Here is a 26,564-nt window from a genome sequence, read left to right as displayed (position 1 = left end):
TGCATCCACTTACTTTTCTGTTTTCTGTTTAAATTTTTATTTAAGTGATAACGACAATATGCCAGTATGGTTAATTAGTACATACCTACGGTTATCAAAATTAGCTATAACGAATTAACAGTTTGCAAAAAATAGCGAATTTGTTTTAGAAAAATACAGAAAATATACTGAATTCCTAATACAACACGCCGTATATAGCTTTTATCCACAATACTTAAAAAATCTGGATTGCTGCTCAATAAGCACAGAAAATAGCAGCATGATTACACAAAAACACATTATTGACGATGAAATTATATCGTTTGACGAGATTGACGACGCTGAGACTGCTCAAGTATTTTTACAAGAAAAACTTGAACAAGTGTCCAATGAGCTTCAAGATGATTCTCTTGAAAGTAAAGAGTTGGGAAAACTTGGCGAAACATACGCAGCTTTGCGACTAATGCAACAAGGTTGGCACGTTATTGACAGAAACTGGCATTCGCGTCAAGGAGAATTAGATTTAGTGATGATTACACCGGAACAAAAATTAGTTTTCGTAGAAGTCAAAACTAGACGAAGCGTCCAATATGGCACACCGCTTGAAGCAATCAACCAAGATAAACGTAATAAATTACGTAAAGCAGGCATGCAGTGGATAGAAAAATTCGGCACTGACATACCCAGATACCGTATTCGTTTTGATGCAGTATCAATTCTTGTTATAAACAAATACACGTATAGAGATTCTGCATGCATGATTCAAGCGCTAGAAGAAATAGACAACAACAGCAATATTCAATTCACACATATTCCAGGAGCATTTTAATGAGTATTGGAAACGCATTATCAGTTGGACTTATTGGACTTAAAGCTTTTACAATTAAACTTCAAGTATTTATGTCTGGAAGTATGCCAAACTTTTCAATAATAGGACTTCCAGACACTTCTCTAAGCGAAGCTAGAGAACGAGTAAAGTCAGCTCATCATGCTTTACACTGCAAATGGCCAGAAGGTAGAGTAACAGTAAACTTGTCTCCTGCTTCAATGCCTAAAAGTGGATCTTCATACGATCTTGCTATTGCAGCAAGTATTTTAAGCGCCGAAAAATATATTCCACTTTCTGAACTTGAAAATACCGTTATTTTAGGAGAACTAAATCTTGACGGAACAGTGCTTCCAATACAAGGAATGCTTCCTATTGCTCTTTACGCAAATAAGAAGCATTTTAAGCGCATGATTATTCCCAAAGAAAATCTTGCGGAAGCGAAATTAGTAGAAGGTATTGAGACTATTGGAATACATCATATTTATGATTTAGTAACCGAATTGCATGGAACTTTGCAAGAAGAGTCACTAAAACTTATTGAAGAAGACCCAGTTTATAAGCACATGCAAGTTTTAGAACGAAATGGGCAAGACGATACAAATAGCGAGCATTCTGAAATATTAGAAGATCAAAGTGCCTCACCATTACAAGTTAATTCAAAATATGAGATTGGAGACATGTGCGAAGTTATTGGGCAAGAACACACAAAGTGGGCTCTTCAAGTTGCTGCAGCCGGAGGGCATCACGTTATGATGATTGGCCCTCCAGGATCCGGAAAAACCATGCTCGCATCTCGAATACCAAGCATTATGTGTCCTCTTAATGAACAAGAACAGCTTGAAGTTGCATCTATTCGCTCACTTTGTGGCACACTACCCTACTACGGTATTAGTGACATTCCACCATTTGAAGCACCACATCATACAGCTTCAGCAGCTTCACTTATTGGAGGCGGAACAGGAGTTGCAAAACCTGGTATTATAACTCGCGCACACTGCGGAGTACTGTTCATGGACGAAGCTCCAGAATTTTCACCAAGAGTTTTGCAAACACTTCGAGAACCGCTGGAATCCGGACATATTGCTATTTCGCGCTCAAAAGGAACTACGCTTTATCCTGCTAAATTCCAGCTTGTTATTGCAGCAAATCCTTGTCCTTGCGGCTACGCATACGGAAACGGAGAGCGATGCACATGCAAAGAGCGAGAACGCACTAGATACTTTTCTAGACTTTCTGGACCTATTCTTGATCGTATTGATATTCAAATGGATGTTCCACCTGTGGAAAGAATTGTTATACCAAACCAAAACAATCAAGTTCACGGACCAAATAAAGAAGCGAGCACAACTCTTACAAGTGAAATGATGCGCAATAATGTAACAGAAGCACGTCAAGTAGCTAGAACTCGTTTCAGCAAGCAAGGTTGGGATTGCAATGCACAAGCTTCCGGAACATGGCTTCGAAAATACACTTCTAAACAGGCTGTTGGGCTTATTAATCGAGCATTAGAAAAACACCAATTAAGTTTAAGAGGAGCAGACAGAGCGTTGCGACTTGCTTGGACGTTAGCAGATCTTTCTGGGCACAGTTCCCCAGACATGACAGACATGGCTCAGGCTATTAGTTTAAGGACACGAATATGAGCAATCTTAATAATGTAAATAATAAAAATTGCGAAAATAGCATTGATAATGTTATTGAAATTGACGAGGAAACACTTTCTCGCGCAATACTAACGTTCTGCTTAGAAGGAGCAGACGCCATTATGTACACGCTTTTACTTGGAGCGCAGCATGCTAACGATATTGTAAAACTGCTGCATCCTATTGTTAAAAGTTTCCTAGCCCAACAGCAAGAATCTTCTGCTCAACAAATGCAACTTCCTATTATTAGTGAAGAAACTAGCTATGAAACAGCCCAAGAAAATATTGAAGAAGCTATTAAAGAAAACGCGGATAATATTAGCTTATCTAAAGACAAGCGCAGCAAAAGCCAACGGTTAACATCTACTATGTGGAAGCACATAAGCAAACACCACTCAATAACAACTTTAGAATCTTATTTTAATAAGGGATTAAAGTCATGGGGATACAGAGACAACAACAATACACAAACTTTAGAAGCACTACACCGCACTCTCGCAAAATGGTGCGTTAGACTAACACATCTACCAACTTGGGAGCCAAACGCATTATGTAAATGGTTCACTAATTCAGGAAAGCAGTGGATTATTGCACCTCACAGTAAGTATTGGCCAAAGCAATTACAAGATCTGGCTTTTCAAAGCCACTTTTCTCCACCATTATGCCTGTGGGGTATTGGAAACCCTCAAGCACTTATTCAATGCCATAATCCGCTTGCAATTGTAGGATCTAGATCTTGCACAGATTACGGAAGAGAATTAGCGTATCGTTTTGCTTACGACTGCGCTTCAAAAGGGCATACTATTATTTCTGGCGGCGCTTATGGAATTGATGCAGCAGCCCACTGGGGCGCAATTGACGCTCAAACAGATGCAGGAGAAAACAAACCAATCGGAAGAACAATTGCAGTTTTTGCAGGCGGATTGAACCATATGGGTCCACAAAGCAATTCTCAGCTTTTTGATGAAATTATAGAAAAAGGCGGTGCCTGCATAAGCGAATTGTGCCCCGACACTACTCCAGTTGGGCACAGATTCCTACTACGAAATAGAATTATTGCAGCATTATCTTCAAAAGTTCTTGTAGCACAAGCAAGACTACAATCAGGAGCTTTGAATACTGCAACATGGGCCACAGACTTAAACCGCGAGTTGTATGCGATTCCAGGAGATATAAATCGACCGCATAATGCTGGATGCAATAAAATTATTCACGATTCACAAGCAATAATGGTATGCAGTCAACAAGATGTTGATATTCTTTTCCCACAATCTCACCATTACATAGCGAGAGCTTTGAATAAAACTGCTAGTAGTAAAATAACAGCAGAAAGCAACTATTTTAACAACTCTGATAATAGCGATAAAACTTACAATATTCAGGAAGAGCAAGTATTAAATTCAAATGAATCAGAAAATTATACTGAAATACAACAGCATATTATTAATGCGATTCTTACATGTAAGCGCAAACGTGAAAATGCAAACATTGATAGCATTTATGAAATTATCAAGCTTTCATACGAGAAAGAAGAATTAGGCACCATTCCATCTATTGCAGAAGTTTCTGGAGCAATTGCACTTTTAGAGTTGGAAGGAACTATATTTAGAAAAAATGAAGATTTTGTTATAAAGCAACAAAAAGTGGCGTAACACGCATTCCACAAGACCATGCTTATGAGAAAATAAGAGTATGCAATCAAGCGAATACTACGATGCAATTATTATTGGAGCCGGAGCAGCAGGACTGTCTGCAGCACTTGGGTTTGTTCAATCTTGCGAATACAAGTCATTGAAAAAACAAGGAAAATCTCCTTCAATAAAAGTGATTTCTAAAATACCTTCTTTAAGATCTCATACAGGATCAGCAGAAGGTGGAATCGCTGCAAGCCTAGGAAATGTTGAACACGATACTTGGCAGTGGCATTATTATGACACTGTTCATGGTGGAGATTGGTTAAGCGACCAGGATGCAGCTAAATTGCTTGCAAAAGAGGCTGCGGAAACAGTTATTCAGCTTGAACATGATGGCGTAGCATTTTCTCGCACAAAAGATGGCCATATTAACCAACGTCGTTTCGGCGGTCATACTGCCAATTTTGGTAAGCAACCAGTTGCACGTGCTGCTTTTGCTGCAGATAGGATTGGTCATCAAATTTTGTATAGTCTTTGGCAAAAATGCGTTGCTGCAAACATCTCTTTTATTGAAGATTTATATGTTACAGATATTGCTATAGATCAAGAAACACAAAAAGTTGAAGGCATCGTAGCTTTTGATCTTACCAAAGGCAAATTGCGTTCTATGCGTTCAAAGTTAGTTCTTATTGCTACAGGCGGCGCTGGAAGATTATTTTCTACAACATCAAACTCTTGGGATTTAACAGGCGACGGAATGTCATTAGCTTTGAAAGCAGGATTGCAGATTGAAGATTGCGAGTTTATACAATTCCACCCTACTGGTCTTGGACATACCGGAATGCTACTTTCTGAAGCAGCTCGAGCAGAAGGTGGAGTATTAAAAAATTCCAATGGCGAATCATTTATGAAGAATTATGATTCAGTTCATAAAGATTTAGCCCCGCGAGATATTGTTTCTCGAGCTATTGAAAATGAAATTCTAGAAGGCCGCGGTGTTAAAGACACTACAAGCGATTGTAATACTGACTCAAAATGCGATTGCATTTGGCTAGATATGACAAATATTGGCAAAGAACGCATGAAAGAAGTTTTGCCACAAGTTAGCGAAACAATAGAACAATATGCTAACATTGACCCTTCTAAAGACTTAGTTCCTATTCGCCCAACAGCGCACTACACAATGGGAGGAATACCTATTACTTTAAATGGCGAAGTTTACAAGTGGTACAACAATAAGCAAACTATTATTCAAGGATTATACGCAGCCGGCGAATGCTCTTGTGTTGGAGTTCATGGAGCTAATCGCTTGGGAGGAAATTCCCTGCTTGACGCTTGCGTTTTTGGAAAACGCGCTGGCGTTGCAATGGCAAAAGAACTTAACGATATTATTTCTGACAGCAAATCCAAATTCTACGAAAACTGCGATTGCAACAAAAACAGTGAGCGCAACAAAACATGCACAGAACTAGAAAAATTATATAATCAAAAAATTTTGAGATTAAAACGCTTACTAAAGAAGATAATTCTGAGCAAGATGGTATCGAAAATAATATAAATACCCTAAGTAACTCTGCGGATACAAGCGAAGAAAATAATCCTTATGCACTATTTTCAGAACTTGGAACAATTATGGAAAAAGCTGCTGCAATATCTTGTGATAAAAAGTCACTTAACTCAGCTTTACAAGAAATTCACGCGTCATTACTTCCGAAAATAAAAAATTTAAAGCTTCATAGCAAAGATTTAATTTTTAATCAAGAACTTACAGCAATATGGGAAATAAGCAATATGTCAACGCTTGCACAAGCAGTATTAAAGGCATCGCTTTGTAGACATGAGTCACGCGGATCATTCTTTAGAAGAGACTACCCGAACCATGACACTTCCACTATTCCACAGCATTCATTCGTTGATTTAGAGGGAAATACAACAAATAAACAGATTAATATTGTTGATTTTCAACCAAGTAGCGACGGAAATTTTGCGGCGAAAAATGGCTTAATATAAGGCAGATATAAAGCAATTTATGCTTTACTCGAACAAAAAAGCATAAATTTTTCAACACGCCGAAGCAAAGACTCAAAAAAGATGTTATAGTCTTATCTGTTGTCTAAAACACCTGTCCGGGTGGCGGAATGGTAGACGCGCTAGCTTGAGGTGCTAGTGCCTATTTGTACAGGCGTGCGGGTTCAAGTCCCGCTCCGGACACGAAATAAGTCTTGCTGAGAAATCGGCAAGACTTTTTTGTTTTTCAAAACAACCCGCAAACCAGTAGACTAGAAAACCTAAAACTAGAAAACCTAAAACTGAAAAGCAAGCACAAATAACTTATACGAAAATTGCCTGCAGAAAATTCTACAGGCAATTACAAAACTTCATGCTCACACAATGCAAAATTTACGAATTTGCGTGCAAGTGGAAAGTAATCTCACCAGAATTTGGCGTATATATAGCAGCACCAAAAGCAATAATCGTACCAAACTTATCTTTTACTGTTGATTTAGCTGCAATTGCAGGAGTGCCATCTTTAAGATCAAGTATTACAGCAAGTCTGTCACACAGTCTTTCTACATAAACTGACACTTCGCTTTCAACAAGCTCAACAGCATATGCTTTATTCAAGAAATCAGATAAAGATTCTTCTGAAAAATCATGAGTTAACACTTTTGGAAAACGCGAAGCAGATAAATACAGTACGCTGTAACGCGAAAGCACTCCGTCTACGTATCGCAAACGCTTTAGGCAAATAAGCTCATCCTCTGGCTTTAAACCTAAGCGCAAAGCAGCATCTTCATCATGAACAACGTCATTTTCTAAAACTTTTATTGTAATAACAGAGTCGCTTGAATAATTTTGCTCGTAAAAACCTTGCGCACGATCCGAAATAAACACTTTATTGTGAGTACTTATAATTTCAGGCGCACGGAATGTTCCCCTACCCTGCTCACGCACTAACAAGCCTTCTGCAATAAGCGTGCCTACAGCATGCCTCAACGTAATGCGACTAACATTGTACTGTTTGCACAATTCAATTTCTGGAGGCAGCTGTTCATTTGCTTCCATAGCGTCAATGCGAACACGCAAATTATCGCGAACAGCAATATATTTAGGCACACCTTCAGCCATACTAATCAATTCTCCCAACGTTTTAGCGATTATACAGAAGCCGTTGAATAACACTTGGAAACATATCGAACAACAACCATACAATTAGTAGTTTATTCTATCAGTCAAAATGCATAATATACAAACTGGGGGTATCAGATATAGAAAACACGAATACTCCCAGCATTTTAACTAAATTAAGCATGCAAAATAACTGTAATTTATACATTTTTGAATAAAAAATTAAATGTGATTTACATCACTCCCACTCAATCGTGGCAGGTGGCTTAGAAGTTACGTCGAGCACTACACGATTAATTTGACGGCATTCATTCGTGATTCGAGTAGAAATCTTTGCCAACACATCGTAAGGAACACGAGACCAATCAGCTGTCATAGCATCCTCAGAACTCACAGGACGCAAAACAATTGGAGAACCATACGTGCGCTCATCACCCTGAACACCAACAGAATGAACGTCAGCAAGCAATACAACTGGGCATTGCCAAATGTCGCGGTCAAGACCAGCTTTAGAAAGCTCTTCTCTAGCAATTGCATCTGCTTCGCGAAGAACAGCCAAACGCTCGCGCGTAATCTCACCAACAATGCGAATGCCTAAGCCTGGACCAGGGAAAGGCTGACGCCACACGATTTCATCTGGCAAACCAAGCTCAGTACCAATAGCGCGAACTTCATCCTTAAACAGCGTGCGCAAAGGCTCAATAAGCTTAAACTTCAAATCTTTTGGCAAACCACCAACGTTGTGATGCGACTTAATGTTTGCAGCACCGTCTCCACCGCCAGATTCTACAACATCTGGGTAAAGAGTTCCCTGCACAAGGAACTTAACTTCCGCTCCAGTTTTACCAGCTTCTTCAATAACTTGAAGCTGAGCTTTTTCAAAAGTACGAATGAACTTTTCGCCAATAATCTTGCGCTTGCGCTCCGGCTCGCTCACGCCTTTAAGAGCATCCAAGAAATCATCCTCGGCATCAACTGCGATTAGCTTAATGCCAGTAGCTTTAACGAAATCATGTTTAACCTGCTCAACTTCGCCTTTACGAAGCAAACCGTGGTCAACAAAAACGCAAGTAAGCTGATCACCAATTGCTTTATGTACCAAAGCTGCTGCAACCGCTGAATCAACTCCACCAGAAAGACCACAAATAACTTGTGCATTCCCAACTTCTGCGCGAATCTTAGCAACCTGATCCTCAATAATGTTAGAAGGATTCCAATTGTTATCTAACCCTGCACACTTATGTAAGAATGTAGAAATAAGTTCCTGACCCAATGGAGTGTGCTTTACTTCTGGATGCCACTGAACTCCATAAAGTTTGCGACTTTCATCTTGCATTGCAGCAACAGGAGCACCCTCTGTGTGCGCCAACACCTTAAAACCTTCTGGAGCACGCTTAACAGCAACACCGTGGCTCATCCAAGTATTTTGCTCAACAGGAGAATCTGCAAGCAGGCCTTCAGAATCATCAATAGTTGCAGAAGTTTTACCATACTCGCCAAGAGCAGCTTTATCTACGTCTCCACCAAGTTCATGAGCCATTACTTGGAAGCCATAGCAAATGCCAAGAACTGGAACGCCAGCTTCAAAAATCTTTGGATCAATATCTGGAGCACCCGGTTCATAAACAGAAGCAGGACCACCCGAAAGAATAATAGCTTGAGGATCTTTAGCTAACATTTCGTCAACTGGCATAGAGTGCGGAACAAGCTCTGAATACACATTAGCCTCTCGCACTCTACGAGCAATAAGCTGAGCGTATTGAGCGCCAAAATCAACGACAAGCACTGGTCCTTTTGCCATGATTCTCCTTATATATAAGTTCTAATACGATTCAATTCATAATAGTGAAGCTTTGAGACGTTGCGTAATTACAAAACGCCGAAATTAGATATAAAAGTTACATTAATAATTCTAAATCAATAGATAGCTTTGATAAATTTTTGTGCGAAACGCTGAATAACAAAGCAAAAAACGAACATCAAATATAACATAATCTATACAAATGGCTAATTTTTTGCGCACATAATCACACATTTTTTCAACATAAATGCACGAAGAAGTAACCAAACGAACAAAAGTCAGACGCTGGCACTATACTGAAACGGATGGAAAAAGAGCTGTAATACATTTGTTTTCCAGACTCTATAACCAAATGGTAATGATCAAATTGCACTGAAAAGTGCTTGAGTACAGGAGTACACATGACGAGTCCTGTTATTGGCACACCTTGGAAGAAGCTCAACGCTCCAGTTTCCGAGGCAGCTATCGAAGGCGTAGACAAGTACTGGCGTGTTGCCAACTACCTTGCAATCGGCCAAATTTATCTTCGTAGCAACCCTCTAATGAAGGAGCCGTTCACTCGCGAAGATGTTAAGCATCGTCTGGTGGGCCACTGGGGCACCACTCCAGGTCTTAACTTCCTTATTGGCCACATCAACCGTTTCATTGCTGACCACCAGCAGAATACCGTGATTATCATGGGTCCAGGCCACGGCGGCCCAGCTGGTACTGCTCAGTCCTACCTCGACGGTACTTACACTGAGTACTATCCAAAGATTACAAAGGACGAAGCTGGTTTGCAGAAGTTCTTCCGCCAGTTCTCTTACCCAGGCGGCATTCCTTCTCACTTCGCTCCTGAAACCCCAGGCTCCATCCACGAAGGTGGCGAGCTTGGTTATGCACTCTCCCACGCTTACGGCGCTGTTATGAACAACCCAAGCTTGTTCGTTCCAGCAATCGTCGGCGATGGCGAAGCTGAAACTGGTCCTTTGGCCACCGGTTGGCAGTCCAACAAGCTTGTGAACCCACGTACCGACGGTATCGTGCTTCCAATCTTGCACTTGAACGGTTATAAGATTGCTAACCCAACTATTCTTTCCCGCATTTCCGACGAAGAGCTTCATGAGTTCTTCCACGGCATGGGCTACGAGCCATACGAGTTCGTTGCTGGCTTCGACGATGAGGATCACATGTCCATCCACCGTCGCTTCGCCGATATGTTCGAAACCATCTTCGACGAGATTTGCGATATTAAGGCTGAGGCTCAGACTAACGACGTAACTCGCCCTTACTACCCAATGATTATCTTCCGCACTCCAAAGGGTTGGACTTGCCCGAAGTTCATCGACGGCAAGAAGACCGAAGGCTCTTGGCGTGCACACCAGGTTCCACTGGCTTCCGCTCGCGATACCGAAGCTCACTTCGAGGTTTTGAAGAACTGGATGAAGTCCTACAAGCCTGAAGAGCTCTTCGACGAAAAGGGCGCTGTGAAGGAAGACGTTCTTTCCTTCATGCCAAAGGGCGAACTCCGTATTGGCGAAAATCCAAACGCCAACGGTGGTCGTATTCGTGAAGATTTGAAGCTTCCAAAGCTCGATGATTACGAAGTCAAGGAAGTTAAGGAATTCGGTCACGGCTGGGGTCAGCTCGAAGCTACCCGTCGCCTTGGTGTTTACACTCGTGACATCATCAAGAACAACCCAGATTCCTTCCGTATCTTCGGCCCAGATGAGACCGCTTCCAACCGTTTGCAGGCTGCTTACGAAGTAACCAACAAGCAGTGGGATGCTGGCTACCTTTCTGGCTTAGTCGATGAGCACATGGCTGTTACCGGCCAGGTCACCGAGCAGCTTTCCGAGCACCAGATGGAAGGTTTCCTCGAGGGTTACTTGCTCACCGGTCGTCACGGCATCTGGAGCTCTTACGAGTCCTTCGTACACGTTATCGACTCCATGTTGAACCAGCACGCAAAGTGGCTTGAGGCTACCGTTCGCGAGATTCCATGGCGTAAGCCAATCTCCTCCGTGAACTTGTTGGTATCCTCTCACGTATGGCGTCAGGATCACAACGGCTTCTCGCACCAGGATCCAGGCGTAACCTCCGTGCTCTTGAACAAGACCTTCAACAACGATCATGTAATCGGCATCTACTTCCCAGTAGATTCCAACATGTTGCTCGCTGTTGCTGAAAAGGCTTACAAGTCCACCAACATGATTAACGCCATCTTCGCTGGTAAGCAGCCAGCCGCCACTTGGTTGACCCTCGACGAAGCTCGCGAAGAGCTCGAAAAGGGTGCTGCAGAGTGGAAGTGGGCTTCCAACGCTAAGAACAACGACGAAGTTCAGGTTGTTCTCGCTGGTGTTGGCGATGTTCCACAGCAGGAATTGATGGCCGCTGCCGACAAGTTGAACAAGCTTGGCGTTAAGTTCAAGGTTGTTAACGTTGTTGACTTGCTCAAGTTGCAGTCCGCTAAGGAAAACAACGAAGCTTTGACTGACGAAGAGTTCACCGATCTCTTCACCGCTGACAAGCCAGTCCTCTTCGCTTATCACTCCTATGCACATGACGTTCGCGGCTTGATTTACGATCGTCCAAACCACGACAACTTCAACGTCCATGGCTACAAGGAGCAGGGCTCCACCACCACGCCATACGACATGGTTCGCGTGAACGACATGGATCGTTACGAGCTTACCGCTGAAGCTTTGCGTATGGTTGACGCCGCCAAGTATGCCGACGAAATCAAGAAGCTCGAGGACTTCCGCCTCGAAGCCTTCCAGTATGCAGTCGACAAGGGTCTTGATCACCCAGACTACACCGATTGGGTATGGCCAGGCGTTAAGACCGACAAGCCAGGCGCTGTCACCGCTACCGCTGCAACCGCTGGCGATAACGAGTAGTTTTAAGCTCATAAAGCTAAAACTGGTTAGCTAAAAACATTTCGGGAGTCAATCGAATGGTTGACTCCCGTTTTGTATATAAAAATAAATTTGCATGTAAACTAAATAAAAAAAAACGAATCAAAATTTATATTGCAGAATTACTACTATGTGCGTGTATAAAAACAAAAAGCCGTACAATAGAACAAGCTTGGCTATATTGCAAAACTTAAGTAATTTAATTTTTACAATATGAAACCTAACAGCACAACACGAATAGTATCAAAGGAGAACGCATCGTGTCACATATTAATGTAACAATTATTGGCAACGAAGATATGTACGGCAGAAACGCTGTTGCACTCGGAATAACACATATTCTGTCTAACAACTACAGCACTACTATTTTTCGCCCATGCGCTCAAACCAATGACGCTTTCACTAAACAACTTTTGGGTATTGCAAATACTTCAGCAAAATTAGAGCAAGTTATTGTATCCACTCCAGAAATAGTCAGAACAAATAAAGACACAGTGCGCGGAGATATTGTTGCAAGATACAATGAAGTACTACAATCAACATCCGCCCAAGCTTCTGTTATTGTTTCAAGCGACGCAAGCCCTGTATATGATCCAGATTTATTTGCCTTTGACGCAACTGTTGCAGCAGACTTAGCTTCGCCTGTTTTTCTAACCGTTTGCGCAAAGGGACGAAGCTCAGAGCAAATCTTACAAACTATTAATACTGCCAACGCTTGTATTATGAAGGCTTGCACGCAAATTTTGGGCGTTTTTGTTACTGACTGTTCTGAGGAACTTGGAGCTGAAGTAATGAAAGATTACACAGCTAGAAATTGCGCAAATTCTAGCGAAAAAGAAACTAGAGTAAGCCAAACACCATTATGGGTGCTGCCTCAAATAAACGAAGAAAACAAAAATAGTTCGTTAGAAATATTCGTAAACTGCATTAGAGAAAAAGATATTCTTAATGCGTTGCACCAGCCATTCAATGCACCAACTACCCCATACGCTTTTCAATACAGTCTTTTAGGAAAAGCAAAAGAACAGAAAAAAACAATTGTTCTTCCAGAAGGAGAAGAAGATCGCATATTAAAAGCGGCAGATTACTTGCTTGAACGAGATATTGTGAATCTTATTATTGTTGGAGAGCGCGAATCAATATTGAAGCGTGCTGAAGAGTTAAATCTTAATTCAGTTTGCAAAGCAAGTTTCCAATCTATGAGCGATGAAGCAATGCTTAGCCATATGATTACAAAACTTTGCGAATTAAGAGCAAAGAAAGGAATGACTGAATCACAAGCAAGAGAACAACTTAACGACGCAAGCTATTTTGGCACTATGCTAGTTGTACTTGGACAAGCAGACGGTCTTGTGTCTGGATCTGTTAATTCCACTGCAAATACTGTGCGACCAGCATTACAAGTAATAAAAACAAAAGCCGGCTCTAAGCTGGTTTCTGGCGCATTTCTTATGTGTTTTAAAGATCACGTAGCAGTCTTTGCAGATTGCGCTATTAACCCAAACCCGAATGCAGAACAGCTAGCAGATATTGCGATTCAGTCTGCGAATACTGCTGCAGCATTCGGACTAGATCCTAAAGTTGGAATGCTTTCTTATTCAACGTTAGGATCTGGTAAAGGCCCAGATGTTGACATTGTAGAAGAAGCGACGCGAATAGTAAAAGAAAAAGCTCCAGATTTAGCCGTAGTTGGTTCTATTCAGTTTGATGCAGCTTGGTCTCCTACAGTTGCTGCAGCAAAAGCAAAAGATAATCCTATTGCAGGTCACGTAAATGTATTTGTGTTCCCTGATTTATGCGCAGGAAATATTGCGTATAAAGCAGTACAACGCTCAAGTGGAGCACTGGCAGTTGGCCCTATTTTACAAGGTCTAAATAAGCCTGTAAACGACTTATCTAGAGGAGCTTTAGTACAAGATATTATTAATACTGTTGCTTTAACAGCTATTGAAGCTCAGTGAGAATAAGATTTTGTGCAGAAAGCTATAAAATCAACAAAAATAAACTGTTAAATGTTCTTCACATATTTTAGATTGTTATGACACAAAATAACTCTCCGCATTGTAGGAACTTAACGGTAAACTAGAGCGTGGCAATTTACAAGCCTTATCAATACTTTATGGAGGATGCCCCAATGGCAAAAACCGTTCTTGTTATCAATTCTGGTTCCAGTTCGATTAAGTATCAGCTCGTTGACTTGGAAAGCGGTGAAGGTATCGCTTCCGGCATCGTTGAGAAGATTGGCGAGCCAGTTGACGGCCACTACAAGCACGTATTCAATGGCGAAAAGCATGAGTTCGATGAGCCAGTTCACGACCACGAGCAGGGCTTAAAGCGCGTACTCGGTTTCTTCGAGGAATATGGTCCAAAGCTTTCTGAATCCGGCATTGTGGCAGTTGGACACCGCGTTGTTCAGGGTGGCTTGACCTTCCCTAAGCCTGCATTAGTCAATGAGAAGACAATCAACAAGGTTAAGGATTTGGCAGTTTTGGCTCCACTTCACAACGGCCCAGAGGCTGTTGGCGCTGAAGTCATGACTGAACTTTTGCCAGACGTTCCGCAGATTATGGTATTCGATTCTTCCTTCTTCCATGATCTTCCACAGGTTGCAGCAACTTATGCTTTAAATAAGGAAATTGCAGACCGCTATCATATTCGTCGCTACGGCGCTCACGGCACTTCTCACGAATACATTGGTTCTGTTGTTCCAAGCGTTGTTGGTAAGCCTGCAGAAGGTTTGAAGCAGATTGTTTTGCACATTGGTAACGGTGCTTCTGCTTCTGCTCAGATTTCTGGCAAGCCAGTTGAAACCTCTATGGGCTTAACCCCACTCGAAGGCTTAATGATGGGCGGACGCACTGGCGATATTGATCCAGCAGTAGTCTTCCACCTTATTCGTAACGCTCACATGAACGTGGACGAACTTGACACTCTCTTCAACAAGCGTTCCGGCATGATGGGTATGACTGGCCACGGCGATTTGCGCGATATTCACAAGCTCATCGCAGAAGGCGACGAAAACGCTAAGCTTGCTCTCGGCGTATACGTACACCGTATTGTTGGTTACATTGGTAACTACACCGCTCAAATGGGTGGCGTTGACGTCATTACATTCACAGCAGGCGTTGGCGAAAACGACGAAATCGTGCGCGCTCGCGTATGCGAAAAGCTTGAGCCATTCGGCGTTAAGCTCGACAAGGAAAAGAACTTGGTTCGCTCTAAGGAGCCACGCGTTATTTCCACTCCAGACAGCTCTGTGATTATTGCTGTAATTCCAACGAACGAAGAGTTGGCTATTGCACGCAAGGCTGCAGCTATTGCTGAAGCTGGTGAAGATACCTACGGCAACAAGTTTAAGAACTAAATTGTTTGCGCTTAATGGCGCAGAAAATAAATAGATATAAATAATCCCGAGTCAAAAAGGCTCGGGATTATTTATTATTCAAGCATTTTATGCCACATGCCTGGAAAATCAGGAATCGTTTTGCGAGTAGTAGAAATATTTTTGACCCTTACATTTTCTATGCGCAGTCCAAGCATTGCAGCAAACGTTGCCATACGATGATCTGCATAAGTTTCCATAACTTCCCCATGCACATAATCACTTGGCTCAATACTGATGCCATCTTCAAGCTCTTTAGCACCAATACCGACTCTATTTAATTCTTTAACTAAAGCTTCTAAACGATTAGTTTCATGGCCACGTAAATGAGCAATACCGTGCAACTGACTTACTCCATCCGCAAAAGCAAGAATAGCTGCAATGCTTGGAGCAATCTCCCCCGCTTTACTTAAATCTAAAGAAGGAATTGCATGAATACGGCCATTTCCTTTTACACAAAGAACTCCAGACCCAGTGTTTGTATCGTCCTCTTCAAAATTAACAACAGCACCCATACGTTCAAGTATGGCCGGCAACAATCCGCCAGGTTGAGTCGTGCGCTTAGGCCAGTTTGGAACTCTAACTATGCCTCCTGAGATTAAAGCAGCCCCTAAAAATGGCGCAGCATTAGACAAATCTGGTTCAATAACTACAGTATTTGGCAAAACTAATTTTGATTCCAAAACAGCCCAACTAATAGGCTCTATCATTTGGACTGTGCCACCAGACTTTTTCACATCATCTATTGTCATTAAAATATGCGGCATGCTCGGCAAATTTTTACCAATATGTTCAATATACAAACCGTTAGGTATGCGAGAACCAATTAGCAATAATGCTGAAATGAATTGTGACGATGCAGAGGAATCAATGCAAACAATATTTTCCACATTGCGAGTTTTAAGTTCTAATGATTTAGGAGGAGTAATCGTGTACGGCAAAAAACCAGTTTCGCCGTGATACTCCACGTGAGCACCAAGCTGTTCTAAAGCGTCAAGAACTGGCTTCATAGGGCGAACATAGGCTTGCTTATCTCCATCAAAGCGCACAGGTTTATTCGCAAACAATGCTAGAGCAGACACAAAACGCATTACAGTTCCAGCTAGTCCGCAATATACTTCAGCATTATCTTCAACTCTAAAAATTCCGTCTTCTGGAGGAATTACGCGCAGTTTCGTGCCCTCTTCATTTAGAGATTCACATTTAACTCCGAATGTAGATAACGCGTTAATCATGAGCTCAGTGTCTCTAGAGCGCAACAATCCTTGCAAAACTACAGGTTTTGTACCTATTGCTGCCAATATTAAATAACGATTTGACAGGGACTTACTACCAGGAACCTCAACACAAGCTTTTAATTGATGATTAGAATACGGTGCTTCCCAACAAGTAGCACAATCCACAGTATCGTTAATATCACTCATAATATGAATACTATCTATTAATATGTACGGATACGTGCACAGATAATTGTTGCGAGCTGAATAAAATATTTCACTAGATATAAAAAAGTCGGGGTGACAGGATTCGAACCTGCGACATCCTGCTCCCAAAGCAGGCGCGCTACCAAACTGCGCTACACCCCGAGGCTTTTGAACTGTTAACCAGCTCCAAGCACAATCAAATACAATAGCGCACTTTGCCGACAAATGCAAATTTTCGACACACGTGGCGTGTATAAAATTTTATGCGTGCTTGACTTTAGCGCAAACTGTACAATGTAATTAGTTAACAAGATAAAGGGGCTAAGGTATGGGACGTTTCCAGCGAACTGAAGCAATGGGATTAATAGCGTTTCTTGTATGCGCATCATTCGCAATGGTTACTATGTCTATGTACATGTTGGTTATGCCAGCATTTTGGCAAATTAGCCAAAGACTTTTCCTTACAGCCTCAGGAATTGTGGCTTTGTGCAGCATTGGCGCTTTTATTATTGGCTATTTGCGTACTAATAAAAAATTTACCGTACACCATCTGATTCGCATAGTAAAACATACTTTTGAAATTACAGCGCTTTCTACAATTTATGGCGCAACAATGTTTCTTATGTCTTTTGCTTTGCTTTCCATCATAAACAGTATTATTGGCAAATCTGCAATGAACAATTACTTGCCGGTATTATGTTCAGCATTATCTGGAATTGTTGGTTACGCAACACTTATTCAAGCTGAGCTTCTTGAAGCTAAAACTGTAGCTTCCCTGCTTCCGCTATTCGTTATTTCAGGCGCTGCAACTGCAGGTCTTACCACGGATGACCCTTACTGGTATAACAATAATTTTTCTCAGCTTGGCGACAGAACCACTTTTGCAGCCAGCATGTTTAACGCAACGCTTGTACTATCTGGAATTTGTATTATCATAACAAGCTACTTTGCTATTACAGAATTTGTTGCAACCCAACGCGAAATATTGCAGCACAATAATGAAGAGCGCACGCGTCATTTTAGAACTCGCACAACTATTATGGCTACTTTACTTATTTTAGGCGGTATTGCTTTTATTGGCATAGGAACTTTCCGCTATACCCCTCATCCTTTTCTTCATGACTTGTGCGCTAGAGGCGTAACTGGATTAATTTGTACGATGCTTGTATGCTTGCCTTGGTTAGCTCCTCGCCTTTCTCGCACATTTTATGTAGCTTCTGATTTAGCTGTTGTTCTTACAGCTTGGGCTGGAAATCAGTGGATGCACGGTCACAATACTCTTACTAATGTTGAAGCATTATCTTGCCTGCTATTTCTAGGATGGATTATTGTTTTTTCAAGGCAGGTTGCAGCTATGCAAACTGACCGTCTTCAATCAAAAATTAATCAGGCTATTATAGCAAATAGCAGCGCAGGAAACTAAATTCCCTACGCTGCTTCAATCTTATGAAATTATGAAATTATAAAATTATTTGCGATTAAATTATTTTTATTCGAATCTTATTTAACGCTCTGGCTTATGCTCGCTCATAAGTAGCAAGAAGCTGCGAGATTGAGCCACAATATTAAATCCTGCCTCATATAAAAGCTCAGGACCTTTTGGATTGTAAGTGTCTACAATCAGCTTCCACTTTTCACCATAACGCTTGTCTGGCAATGTAAAAGTAATAGGCTCATAATGAGCATTAAATATAAGAATAAAGTCGTTATCGACCATTCTTGTTCCATACCAGTCTGTTTCTGGAATGTCGGATCCATTCAAATAAATCATCACAGAAAGCGCGTGAGTATTTGACCAATCTTCCATGTCCATAACAGTTCCGTTATGATCAAGCCATTCAACCTGTGGAATATCGCAAACGTCATCATCGTTTGAACGTCCTGTAAAGAAGCGACGGCGATGCAAAACAGGGTGATGAAGACGCAGATGAATAAGCTTGGAAACGAAATCAAACATATCACGCTGAGTTTCGTTATAATCCCAGCTCATCCAAGAAATAGCGTTATCTTGGCAGTAAGCATTATTATTGCCGTGCTGTGTACGCATCACTTCGTCGCCCGCGCAAATCATAGGAATACCCTGACTCATAAGCAATGTTGAGAACAGGTTACGCATTTGCCTCTCGCGCAGCTCATTTACATCGTGAATACTTGTAGGACCTTCTACACCGCAATTCCAAGAACGATTGTCATTTGCGCCGTCGTTATTTCCTTCTTTATTCGCCTCATTATGTTTTTCGTTATAGCTTACTAAATCGTTCATAGTAAAGCCGTCATGAGCTGTAATAAAGTTCACAGAAGCAACAGGCTTACGTCCATTTTGCTCATACAAATCAGAGCTTCCCATAAGCCTACTTGCAAATTCAGGCAAAGTAGAAGGCTGCGAACGCCAAAAATCACGAACGCAATCCCTATACCTGCCATTCCATTCGGACCAGCTTGGAGGGAATCCGCCAACCTGGTAACCTCCAACACCAATATCCCAAGGCTCTGCAATAAGTTTTACGCTAGAGATAATAGGATCTTGCTCAATAATGTCGAAGAATGCAGAAAGTTTATCTACTTCTTGGAACTGACGAGCAAGAGTTGCAGCTAAGTCGAAGCGGAAGCCATCAACGTGCATTTCGGTAACCCAATAACGCAAGCTATCCGTAATCAATCGCAATGCTTTCGGAGAACGCATAAGTAAGGAATTACCCGTACCAGTAGTATCAAAATAATGACGCTGATCGTTGTCTACAAGACGATAATATGCGCGATTATCAATACCACGGAAACTCAAAGTAGGACCACGGTCATTGCCTTCAGCAGTGTGGTTATAAACTACGTCAAGAATAACTTCCATTCCAGCAGCATGATAAGCCTTAACCATTGACTTAAACTCATTAACCTGCTCACCGCGCTGACCAGAACTTGAGTAAGAATTTTGCGGAGCAAAGAAACCGATGGTATTGTAGCCCCAATAGTTGCTCAATCCCTTATTTTGTAAGAATGAATCATTTACAAACTGATGAATTGGCATAAGCTCAATTGCAGTAACACCAAGCTTCTTTAAATAAGAAATAACGCTTGGGTGAGCAAGACCAGCATAAGTTCCGCGAATATCTGCAGGAACACGACTATCAAGATTAGTCATACCGCGAACATGAGCCTCATAAATAACAGAATCATGGTACGGAATCATAGGATGCTGATCATTACCCCAATCAAAGTATGGGTTAATAACTGCAGCTTTCATCGTATGGTCTGCAGAATCCAAAGTATTCATTGCAGAAATATCATCCGGATTATCAAACCAGTAAGAAAACAGGCTTTCATCACCGTCAATATTGCCTTCAATTGCTTTTGCATACGGGTCTAAAAGAAGCTTATGAGGATTGCACCACAATCCGTGCGAAGGATCGTAAGGACCATGAACACGATACCCATAACGTTGGCCAGGCTGAATACCTGATACATAATTGTGCCAAACGTATGAGTTCTGTTCGGTCATATCAATACGTGTTTCATTATCATTCTCGTCAAACAAGCATAATTCAACGCGCTTTGCAACTTCGGAAAACAGCGCAAAATTAACGCCGGCACCGTCATAATTGGCGCCAAGCGGATACATGGAACCTGGTCTTATATGCATAATATAAGTATCTCATATATTTGCGCACTTTTCACGCTATGTTGCTTTTATTTGAAAAAAGATGAAAATTTATACAAATTTATTCAAATATATGCAAATCTAATGAGCTGCTAATTGCCAATCAACACCAACGCCAGTTGACACATTAAGCGGAACATCTAAATTAACTGCATGCTCCATAGCTTCTCGCACAATATTTTCTACACTATCTTTTTCTCCGTGCGCAATTTCCAAAATTAATTCATCGTGAATTTGTAAAATTACGCGGCTGCGCATTTTAGAATTTCGCAATCCTTTATCAACACGTATCATTGCAAGCTTCATAATATCGGCTGCAGTTCCTTGAATTGGAGCATTTAAAGCTCCACGTTCTGCAGCTTCGCGAGCTGTACGATTATTTGACGATAACTGTGGGAAATATCTACGCCTACCAAACATTGTTTCTGTATACCCAAGTTCTTTAGCTTTCAAAACCAAAGACTCCAGGTAATCATGAACTTTTCCAAAAGTATCAAAATACTTATTTTTCAACACTTCGGCAGCAGACGGTGTAATAGAAAGTTGTTTTGCCAAACCATAAGTACTCAATCCGTATGCCAAACCGTAGCTCATAGCTTTTACGTGAGAACGCTGGTCACTACTAACTTGATCTACAGGTATTTGATAAACCAGGCTTGCCACATATTTATGAAAATCTGCACCAGAGCAGAACGCTTCAATAAGAGTTTCATCATGAGAAGCATGAGCCATAATACGCAACTCAACTTGAGAATAATCACAGCTCATTAAATATTCGAAATCTTCACCTGGAACAAACGCTGCACGAATTTCACGGCCAGCAGCATTACGATTAGGAATATTTTGCAAATTCGGATCTGCAGAACTTAATCTGCCTGTTGCAGCAATAGTCTGCTCAAATCTTGTATGAATACGTTTATCGTCATAATGAGCAGCATCAATTAAGCTTTGCACTATTTGCTTTAACTTATTTTTCTCGCGATGACTAAGCAGAGCCCCTAAAAATTGACTTGCAGGTTCTTCAGGATCAAGTTTCGCATACATTGCTTGCAATGCTTCAGCATTAGTAGTGTAAGAACCGTTTTTTGTGCGCCTAGTTGGTTTAAGAGCAAAATGATCAAACAGTATTTGCTGCAATTGCTTAGGACTTTGCAAATTCACACGATTTCCCGCAGCCTGCCAAGCCATATTCTGGGCAAATTCAGCATCGGAAGAAAATTGTTGGAACATGCTACTTAAACGCTGCATATCTACAGCAGCGCCAACATCTTCTAGTCCTCGCAAAACTCTTGAAATAGGCATTTCCAAGTTCGACATCAAACCTGTTTGTTTTCTAGAATCCAATTTTGGCGCAAATTGAATAGCTAAAAGACGTGTAAGAACAGCAGTTCTTAAAATTTTATCTTCAAACTTTTGCGTTTCTTCTTCGCTTGTTTTAGCTTCATCTAAAGCTAGTGAATCATCAAGTAAAAGATCAAGCTCACCCTGCTTAGCTTCCTGATTATCTGAATCCTCATCATCGCTCGAAATATCTAAATAATGTTCTGCCATATTTTCAAGCGTTTCAGCACGAAAATCAGGCTCAAGCAAATATGAAGCCAATCTTGTATCAAGAAGAGGAGTAATACTCGGGTTATCGGAATCAACTAATTCCAAAGATGACAACAATCCTAAATGCTTTTTATAGTCGTGCAAAACTATTGAAGAAGCATATTTTTGCAAAAATTCCCTTAAAGATTCGAGTAAGGAGTTTGTCTCTACACGCAAGTCTGAAGCATAAATTAGTGCTGCCCTACCCCTAACAAGCATCAATAAACAGTCTGCTTTTAAACCAAAACGATGCTTTGACTGGCAGCTACTTTCATGAGCATAAACAACTAATTCGCGATTGTTTAATATTAAATCTGCACATTTTTGCTCATTATCAATAAGTTTTTCTGCATCTACAGAGGAATCAGATTGCGAAGAATCTTTCGTTTTTTCTACGTCAGTATTTTCTTCCTCGTTACTATTGTCTTCTTCTAGGAAAGCAGCTACGCTAGTTTCCCACTCGCGTAAATCTTCTAAAGATTTAATATGACTTACTTTAGTATTTTTTAATACGTCTTGAAGATTTTCAGCATCAGAAGTTGATTGCTCGCCGCGACTGGTATGCTCTATTTCAGCATTTCCTTCATACGTTGAAGAAAGCATAATTCGCATATTGTCATCAAGCAATTGCTGATTTGTACGACTAAAAGCTTTAAGAATCTTACGCTTTTTTAATTCACCAAACTCAAGTTGAGATAACAACTCTCCTAATTTATTAGCATTAATATCTTCACCAAAACGCAAATTATCAACACTAATACCAAGATCTAAGTCACGGACCAAAGCATTAACTCGACGGTTCAAACGAACCTGATCAATATTTTCTCGTAAAGCTTCACCCTTTTTACCTGTAATCTCACCTGCATGAGAAATAATATCTTCCAAGCTGCCGAACTGGTTAATCCATTTGGCAGCATAACCATCTCCAACACCGGGAACACCAGGAATATTATCTGCAGTTTCGCCTCTTAATGCAGCTAAATCAGGATATTGCTTAGGAGTAACATTATATTTTTCTAAAACGGCAGCAGCATTCATTTGTTTCAAATCTTTGAAATGCTGCCCCGGATAAAGAACTGTAATATTGTCGTCAATAAGCTGAAATGCGTCGCGATCTCCAGAAAGAACTAAAGTTCTATACCCAGCATCAGCGCCCATTGTTGCAAGTGTTCCAATAACGTCATCACCCTCATACCCGGGTTTTTCAATATATGTAATATCTAAAGAACGTAGCATCTGCTGAATAAGAGGCAGCTGAGAAAGAAGCTCTTGAGGAGCAGCTTCACGCGTACCCTTATACTGAGGAAGCATCTTATTTCTAAAAGTGCCACCTTTAACATCAAAAGCAATAGCTAAACGGTCAGGATTTTCTTTTCTTACCACTTGGGAAAGCATAGTAATAAAGCCCCAGACAGAATTGGTGGCCTGCCCATAGCGAGTAGAAAAATTATCCGCAGAAACTGCAAAAAAAGCACGGAACGCAAGAGAATGGCCATCAACGACCAACAACGTTCCTTTCTCATTCTTAAAATCAGAAGAATGTTCTTCGACGATGCTGGTATCCACTGTTGACTACTCACCTACGTTCCGTAATTATTACAACAATTATGCTAATAGTATTCAGCACAACAAGCGTTATGATTTAATAAATTTAAGATTTTTAAGATTAATACTATTAATCCTCAGAATCTGAGTCTATTTTATCATCGCTATACTTTGAAATAATAGCCAAAGCAAGACGCTTCTTAGGGATACGCTGATCCATAGAAGTTTTTTGAATCCAACGGAATGCACCCTGCTCTGAGAATCCGGCCTTATCCATAAGAAGACCCTTAGCTCGGTCTACCAGCTTTCGCTCTTCTAAGGTATCTTCAGCTTTCTTAAGCTTTTCTTCCGTCTTTTTTAGCTGATCTTCCGTATCGTGCAATCTATTTTCTGTGCGCTCAACGCTATCTAATAAATCGTTAATCTCACTAAAACGACCCATAGCAACTTCCAAAGCTGGAAGAAGCTTAGATTCTTCATACGGCTTAGTTACGTATGCCATTGCACCGGCACCTGTTGCTTGTTTTACTAAATCTGCCTGCGAAAAAGCAGTGAGCATAACAACTGGCGCAATGTTTTCATCACAAATAGTTGCTGCAGCAGTAATACCATCCATAACAGGCATCTTAACGTCCATGCACACAACATCCGGATGATTCTCACGAGTCAACTCAATAGCTTCTTGACCGTTAGCTGCCTGACCTACAACCTGATAACCGTTATCTTCCAACATAGCTACTAAATCCATGCGATTAACAGATTCATCTTCTGCAACAACAACAGTGCGAATATTGTTAGATTTCTTATCTTCAGACTCGTTCTTCACAGCTTCTGCATCAGCAGCCTTACGAAGCTCATCATCAGTAAGTATTTCAGGCATTGTTTGCTCTGTCCCTTCATTCCTTTTCGTAACTGGCATACTCACAACCTCATTTCATTGCCGCATAAACAGGGCAACACCGCCATGCATCTTTAACATGACGACTACGCAACAGCACGTTCACAAACACCGGTAGAATCACGCATCATAACGCAATTTGCATGTCACTAAAACCGCACGCACCCAATGTTTGTGTCAATCAATGATACCATAAGATTCACAAGACTCGCGAAAGAATGCACAAATTCGCGCTATTTTGCTTATTTATACAGCCGCAGACAACAGTACTACTACAGCTGCAAAAATGGTTTGAGCAACACAAAGTGGAAAAGCATTCTTATAGTCGCCTTTAAGTATACATTTGCCAAATTTATACGCTTTTATTATAAGAGCTACCAATATAATCCACTGAAGAATAGCAAAAAATAGGTGCAATGGAATATTGCGTACTAAATTACTAAAATTGAAGAAAATTTCAGCATTATAAAGGTTCCATATTGAAGGAACTTCAAAAGGAAAAACAATAATTGAAACCGAATACGCTAACAACAAAAGCGCCGCAACAATGCTCACTGCAGCACATAAACGCCTACCTCTTTGCTCTCCAAGCATTATCATCGCAGTTATTTTTCCATGTTCTTTATCACTTGCAATATCTCGAAGATTGTTCACCATCATTAAGCATGCAGAATAAGCTCCAGGAATGAATGACATTAAAACACAAGCCAAAACCATTAATGGACTATTAATAAAAATATTGTTTGCTTGAACACCTATGCCATGTGTTATTGCACATAAAGATCCAATAAAAGGAACAGGGCCAAAAAACACAAAAGCGCTTACTTCTCCAAAGCCTTTATAACCATAAGGATGCTTTCCTCCTGCATAAAACCACACTGCAGCAATGCAGGCAATTCCAAGCGGAATAAACCACAATATTCCCGTGCTAAAAACAATAAGTAAACCTGCTATGCAAGAAATCAAAGCAGAAACTATTACCGCTTTAAGCACAGATTTTGACTCAATACCAGCATCCGCAAGACGCCACGATACATCACATAATGGCTTAGAATTTTTACTTTTACTCACAGGGCGAAACTTACGATTCTCGTCTAAACCATTCAAGCCGTCACAATAATCGTTCGCATAATTAACAGCAATCTGCATAAATACTGCAACAGCACAGCACAGAAAAAATTGTATAAAGCACTGCACAAAACTAATAATTGGTTTCTCAAAATGCGAAAAACGCATCATTCTAAGAGAAATAGCAAATGCCATAACAACAGGAACTATTCCTATTGGCAGCGTGTAAATTCTTGCACCTTTAAGCCAAACTTTTACACTTTTCATTATTAGCCTCTTAAACTATTTGTTAATTACATAAATTCTTCATACAAGATTAGGCAAAAAGATTGAAGTAACTATTGGTAAAGCAATAATAAGCGCAGAAATAATCACAGATAAGAATCCACGCCATCCGAATGGATATTTATAATACGATGATTTGCGCGTGCGCAAACAAAAACCGCGCTCTTCAGCAGCAAGTGCAGAACTGTCTGCTTTTCGAACTGAAGAAACTAAAAGAGGCACAATAAGCGGCATCATAAGCTTTATTTTTTTAAACGGATTTTTAGTATCATATTCAATACCACGAGCCATTTGAGCTTCTGTGATTTGAGACATTTCGTAAGCGAAAATCGGCACGAAACGCACTGCCGTTGTAATAGTAAAAGCGTAGCAGTATGGAACATGCAAATATTGCACTACAGCATTTGCAAGATCGTTTAATTTAGTTACCGTTAGAACTGTTACAAGAGGAAAAGCAAAGCAGAACAATCTCAAAGCAGCTTTTGCACCAATATCAATACCGTGCAACGTAAACCACAAGAAAATATAGTTTCCACTTTGAGCAATAACAGTCTGTATCAGAAACATTACGCAAGAAATTATAAGCATAGCTTTAATAAGACCAGATAATGTTTTAACAACTCGAGTAAAAGCCATGCCAATGAAAATAATAGCTGCAATCGCAATAAGCGCGGAATACTGTTTAGCAATAAACACGCTTATTACAACACTCGCAGCAAGAATTAGTTTTGCAATAGGATTAGTGCGATGAAGAAAAGTGTTACCTGGTTGGTAAGTTAACAATCTCGTTTTCATAAGTATCAGACGC

The 26,564-nt window shown here is 40.8% G+C and carries 15 protein-coding genes, 2 tRNA genes and 1 pseudogene; 9 read left to right on the top strand and 9 right to left on the bottom strand.

Annotated elements, in window-relative coordinates:
* The first annotated feature begins 259 nt into the window (after positions 1 to 259).
* The 5 genes and pseudogenes from HXT35_RS00270 to HXT35_RS00250 all read left to right on the top strand — a co-directional run bounded on the left by HXT35_RS00270 (position 260) and on the right by HXT35_RS00250 (position 6,296).
* A complete protein-coding gene (locus HXT35_RS00270) occupies positions 260 to 808 on the top strand; it encodes a YraN family protein (RefSeq protein WP_004128042.1) in 549 nt (182 codons plus the stop codon).
* Complete coding sequence (locus tag HXT35_RS00265) at positions 808 to 2,451, top strand: YifB family Mg chelatase-like AAA ATPase (protein WP_004128040.1); 1,644 nt, start codon at positions 808 to 810, stop codon at positions 2,449 to 2,451. Before HXT35_RS00270 ends, HXT35_RS00265 begins: the two co-directional genes overlap by 1 nt.
* Entirely contained in the window at positions 2,448 to 4,103 is a 1,656-nt protein-coding gene (dprA, locus tag HXT35_RS00260; RefSeq protein ID WP_004128038.1) for a DNA-processing protein DprA, read from the top strand. The genes HXT35_RS00265 and dprA overlap by 4 nt, the downstream gene beginning before the upstream one ends.
* Before the next feature lie 40 nt (positions 4,104 to 4,143).
* Positions 4,144 to 6,095, top strand: a pseudogene (locus tag HXT35_RS00255) (FAD-binding protein).
* A 114-nt stretch (positions 6,096 to 6,209) separates the two neighbouring features.
* Positions 6,210 to 6,296, top strand: a tRNA-Leu gene (locus tag HXT35_RS00250).
* A 189-nt stretch (positions 6,297 to 6,485) separates the two neighbouring features.
* On the opposite strand, the gene HXT35_RS00245 is transcribed toward HXT35_RS00250, so the two are convergent.
* Together HXT35_RS00245 and guaA are read right to left on the bottom strand one after the other, a co-directional pair.
* Positions 6,486 to 7,214, bottom strand: a complete 729-nt coding sequence (locus tag HXT35_RS00245) for a GntR family transcriptional regulator (protein WP_421777672.1) — start codon at positions 7,212 to 7,214, stop codon at positions 6,486 to 6,488.
* A gap of 238 nt (positions 7,215 to 7,452) precedes the next feature.
* Positions 7,453 to 9,015, bottom strand: coding sequence for a glutamine-hydrolyzing GMP synthase (guaA, locus tag HXT35_RS00240; protein WP_004128028.1), 1,563 nt, complete (start codon positions 9,013 to 9,015; stop codon positions 7,453 to 7,455).
* A gap of 401 nt (positions 9,016 to 9,416) precedes the next feature.
* Between guaA and HXT35_RS00235 the strand changes: the two genes are divergently transcribed.
* The 3 genes from HXT35_RS00235 (at position 9,417) to HXT35_RS00225 (ending at position 15,276) form a co-directional block, all read left to right on the top strand.
* Positions 9,417 to 11,894 carry a phosphoketolase gene (locus HXT35_RS00235; protein ID WP_004128025.1) on the top strand — a complete coding sequence of 826 codons (2,478 nt, stop codon included), beginning with the start codon at positions 9,417 to 9,419 and terminating at the stop codon, positions 11,892 to 11,894.
* Positions 11,895 to 12,172: 278 nt separating this feature from the next.
* Complete coding sequence (gene pta, locus HXT35_RS00230; RefSeq protein ID WP_004128022.1) at positions 12,173 to 13,873, top strand: phosphate acetyltransferase; 1,701 nt, start codon at positions 12,173 to 12,175, stop codon at positions 13,871 to 13,873.
* Between the two features lie 173 nt (positions 13,874 to 14,046).
* On the top strand, positions 14,047 to 15,276 hold the full coding sequence (locus HXT35_RS00225) for an acetate/propionate family kinase (RefSeq protein ID WP_004128020.1): 1,230 nt from the start codon (positions 14,047 to 14,049) through the stop codon (positions 15,274 to 15,276).
* Between the two features lie 74 nt (positions 15,277 to 15,350).
* Here HXT35_RS00225 and aroA read toward each other — a convergent pair whose 3' ends face one another.
* Positions 15,351 to 16,718, bottom strand: a complete 1,368-nt coding sequence (gene aroA / locus HXT35_RS00220; protein WP_004128018.1) for a 3-phosphoshikimate 1-carboxyvinyltransferase — start codon at positions 16,716 to 16,718, stop codon at positions 15,351 to 15,353.
* 88 nt (positions 16,719 to 16,806) lie between these two features.
* Positions 16,807 to 16,880 (bottom strand) — tRNA-Pro (locus tag HXT35_RS00215).
* Between the two features lie 166 nt (positions 16,881 to 17,046).
* On the opposite strand from HXT35_RS00215, the gene HXT35_RS00210 reads away from it, so the two are divergent.
* Positions 17,047 to 18,141: an ABC transporter permease gene (locus HXT35_RS00210; RefSeq protein WP_421788037.1), complete on the top strand. Its 1,095-nt coding sequence runs from the start codon at positions 17,047 to 17,049 to the stop codon at positions 18,139 to 18,141.
* 81 nt (positions 18,142 to 18,222) lie between these two features.
* Here HXT35_RS00210 and glgX read toward each other — a convergent pair whose 3' ends face one another.
* The 5 genes from glgX to HXT35_RS00185 form a co-directional block, all read right to left on the bottom strand.
* On the bottom strand, positions 18,223 to 20,352 hold the full coding sequence (gene glgX, locus HXT35_RS00205; protein ID WP_032843486.1) for a glycogen debranching protein GlgX: 2,130 nt from the start codon (positions 20,350 to 20,352) through the stop codon (positions 18,223 to 18,225).
* 99 nt (positions 20,353 to 20,451) lie between these two features.
* Complete coding sequence (gene polA, locus HXT35_RS00200) at positions 20,452 to 23,526, bottom strand: DNA polymerase I (RefSeq protein ID WP_004128011.1); 3,075 nt, start codon at positions 23,524 to 23,526, stop codon at positions 20,452 to 20,454.
* A 109-nt stretch (positions 23,527 to 23,635) separates the two neighbouring features.
* Positions 23,636 to 24,424 carry an ANTAR domain-containing response regulator gene (locus HXT35_RS00195; protein ID WP_004128008.1) on the bottom strand — a complete coding sequence of 263 codons (789 nt, stop codon included), beginning with the start codon at positions 24,422 to 24,424 and terminating at the stop codon, positions 23,636 to 23,638.
* A 225-nt stretch (positions 24,425 to 24,649) separates the two neighbouring features.
* Positions 24,650 to 25,738, bottom strand: a complete 1,089-nt coding sequence (gene menA / locus HXT35_RS00190; protein WP_004128004.1) for a 1,4-dihydroxy-2-naphthoate octaprenyltransferase — start codon at positions 25,736 to 25,738, stop codon at positions 24,650 to 24,652.
* A gap of 39 nt (positions 25,739 to 25,777) precedes the next feature.
* Positions 25,778 to 26,551 (bottom strand): energy-coupling factor transporter transmembrane component T family protein, encoded by a 774-nt coding sequence (locus tag HXT35_RS00185; protein WP_421788034.1) that lies wholly within the window; start codon positions 26,549 to 26,551, stop codon positions 25,778 to 25,780.
* Between the last annotated feature and the right edge of the window lie 13 nt (positions 26,552 to 26,564).

This window comes from Gardnerella sp. DNF01141 (assembly GCF_049244255.1).
Classification (GTDB): Bacteria; Actinomycetota; Actinomycetes; order Actinomycetales; family Bifidobacteriaceae; genus Bifidobacterium; species Bifidobacterium vaginale_E.
Note: the sequence above shows the minus strand (reverse complement) of the source record. Positions and strands in the feature narration are given on the sequence as shown.

Excerpts from the sequence above, each read along its gene's own strand:
- dprA (WP_004128038.1), top strand. The coding sequence starts at position 2,448 with ATGAGCAATCTTAATAATGTAAATAATAAAAATTGCGAAAATAGCATT.
- menA (WP_004128004.1), bottom strand. The coding sequence starts at position 25,738 with ATGAAAAGTGTAAAAGTTTGGCTTAAAGGTGCAAGAATTTACACGCTG.
- HXT35_RS00270 (WP_004128042.1), top strand. The coding sequence starts at position 260 with ATGATTACACAAAAACACATTATTGACGATGAAATTATATCGTTTGAC.
- HXT35_RS00185 (WP_421788034.1), bottom strand. The coding sequence starts at position 26,551 with ATGAAAACGAGATTGTTAACTTACCAACCAGGTAACACTTTTCTTCAT.
- HXT35_RS00245 (WP_421777672.1), bottom strand. The coding sequence starts at position 7,214 with ATGGCTGAAGGTGTGCCTAAATATATTGCTGTTCGCGATAATTTGCGT.
- aroA (WP_004128018.1), bottom strand. The coding sequence starts at position 16,718 with ATGAGTGATATTAACGATACTGTGGATTGTGCTACTTGTTGGGAAGCA.
- HXT35_RS00210 (WP_421788037.1), top strand. The coding sequence starts at position 17,047 with ATGGGACGTTTCCAGCGAACTGAAGCAATGGGATTAATAGCGTTTCTT.
- guaA (WP_004128028.1), bottom strand. The coding sequence starts at position 9,015 with ATGGCAAAAGGACCAGTGCTTGTCGTTGATTTTGGCGCTCAATACGCT.
- glgX (WP_032843486.1), bottom strand. The coding sequence starts at position 20,352 with ATGCATATAAGACCAGGTTCCATGTATCCGCTTGGCGCCAATTATGAC.
- HXT35_RS00225 (WP_004128020.1), top strand. The coding sequence starts at position 14,047 with ATGGCAAAAACCGTTCTTGTTATCAATTCTGGTTCCAGTTCGATTAAG.
- HXT35_RS00195 (WP_004128008.1), bottom strand. The coding sequence starts at position 24,424 with ATGCCAGTTACGAAAAGGAATGAAGGGACAGAGCAAACAATGCCTGAA.
- HXT35_RS00235 (WP_004128025.1), top strand. The coding sequence starts at position 9,417 with ATGACGAGTCCTGTTATTGGCACACCTTGGAAGAAGCTCAACGCTCCA.
- HXT35_RS00265 (WP_004128040.1), top strand. The coding sequence starts at position 808 with ATGAGTATTGGAAACGCATTATCAGTTGGACTTATTGGACTTAAAGCT.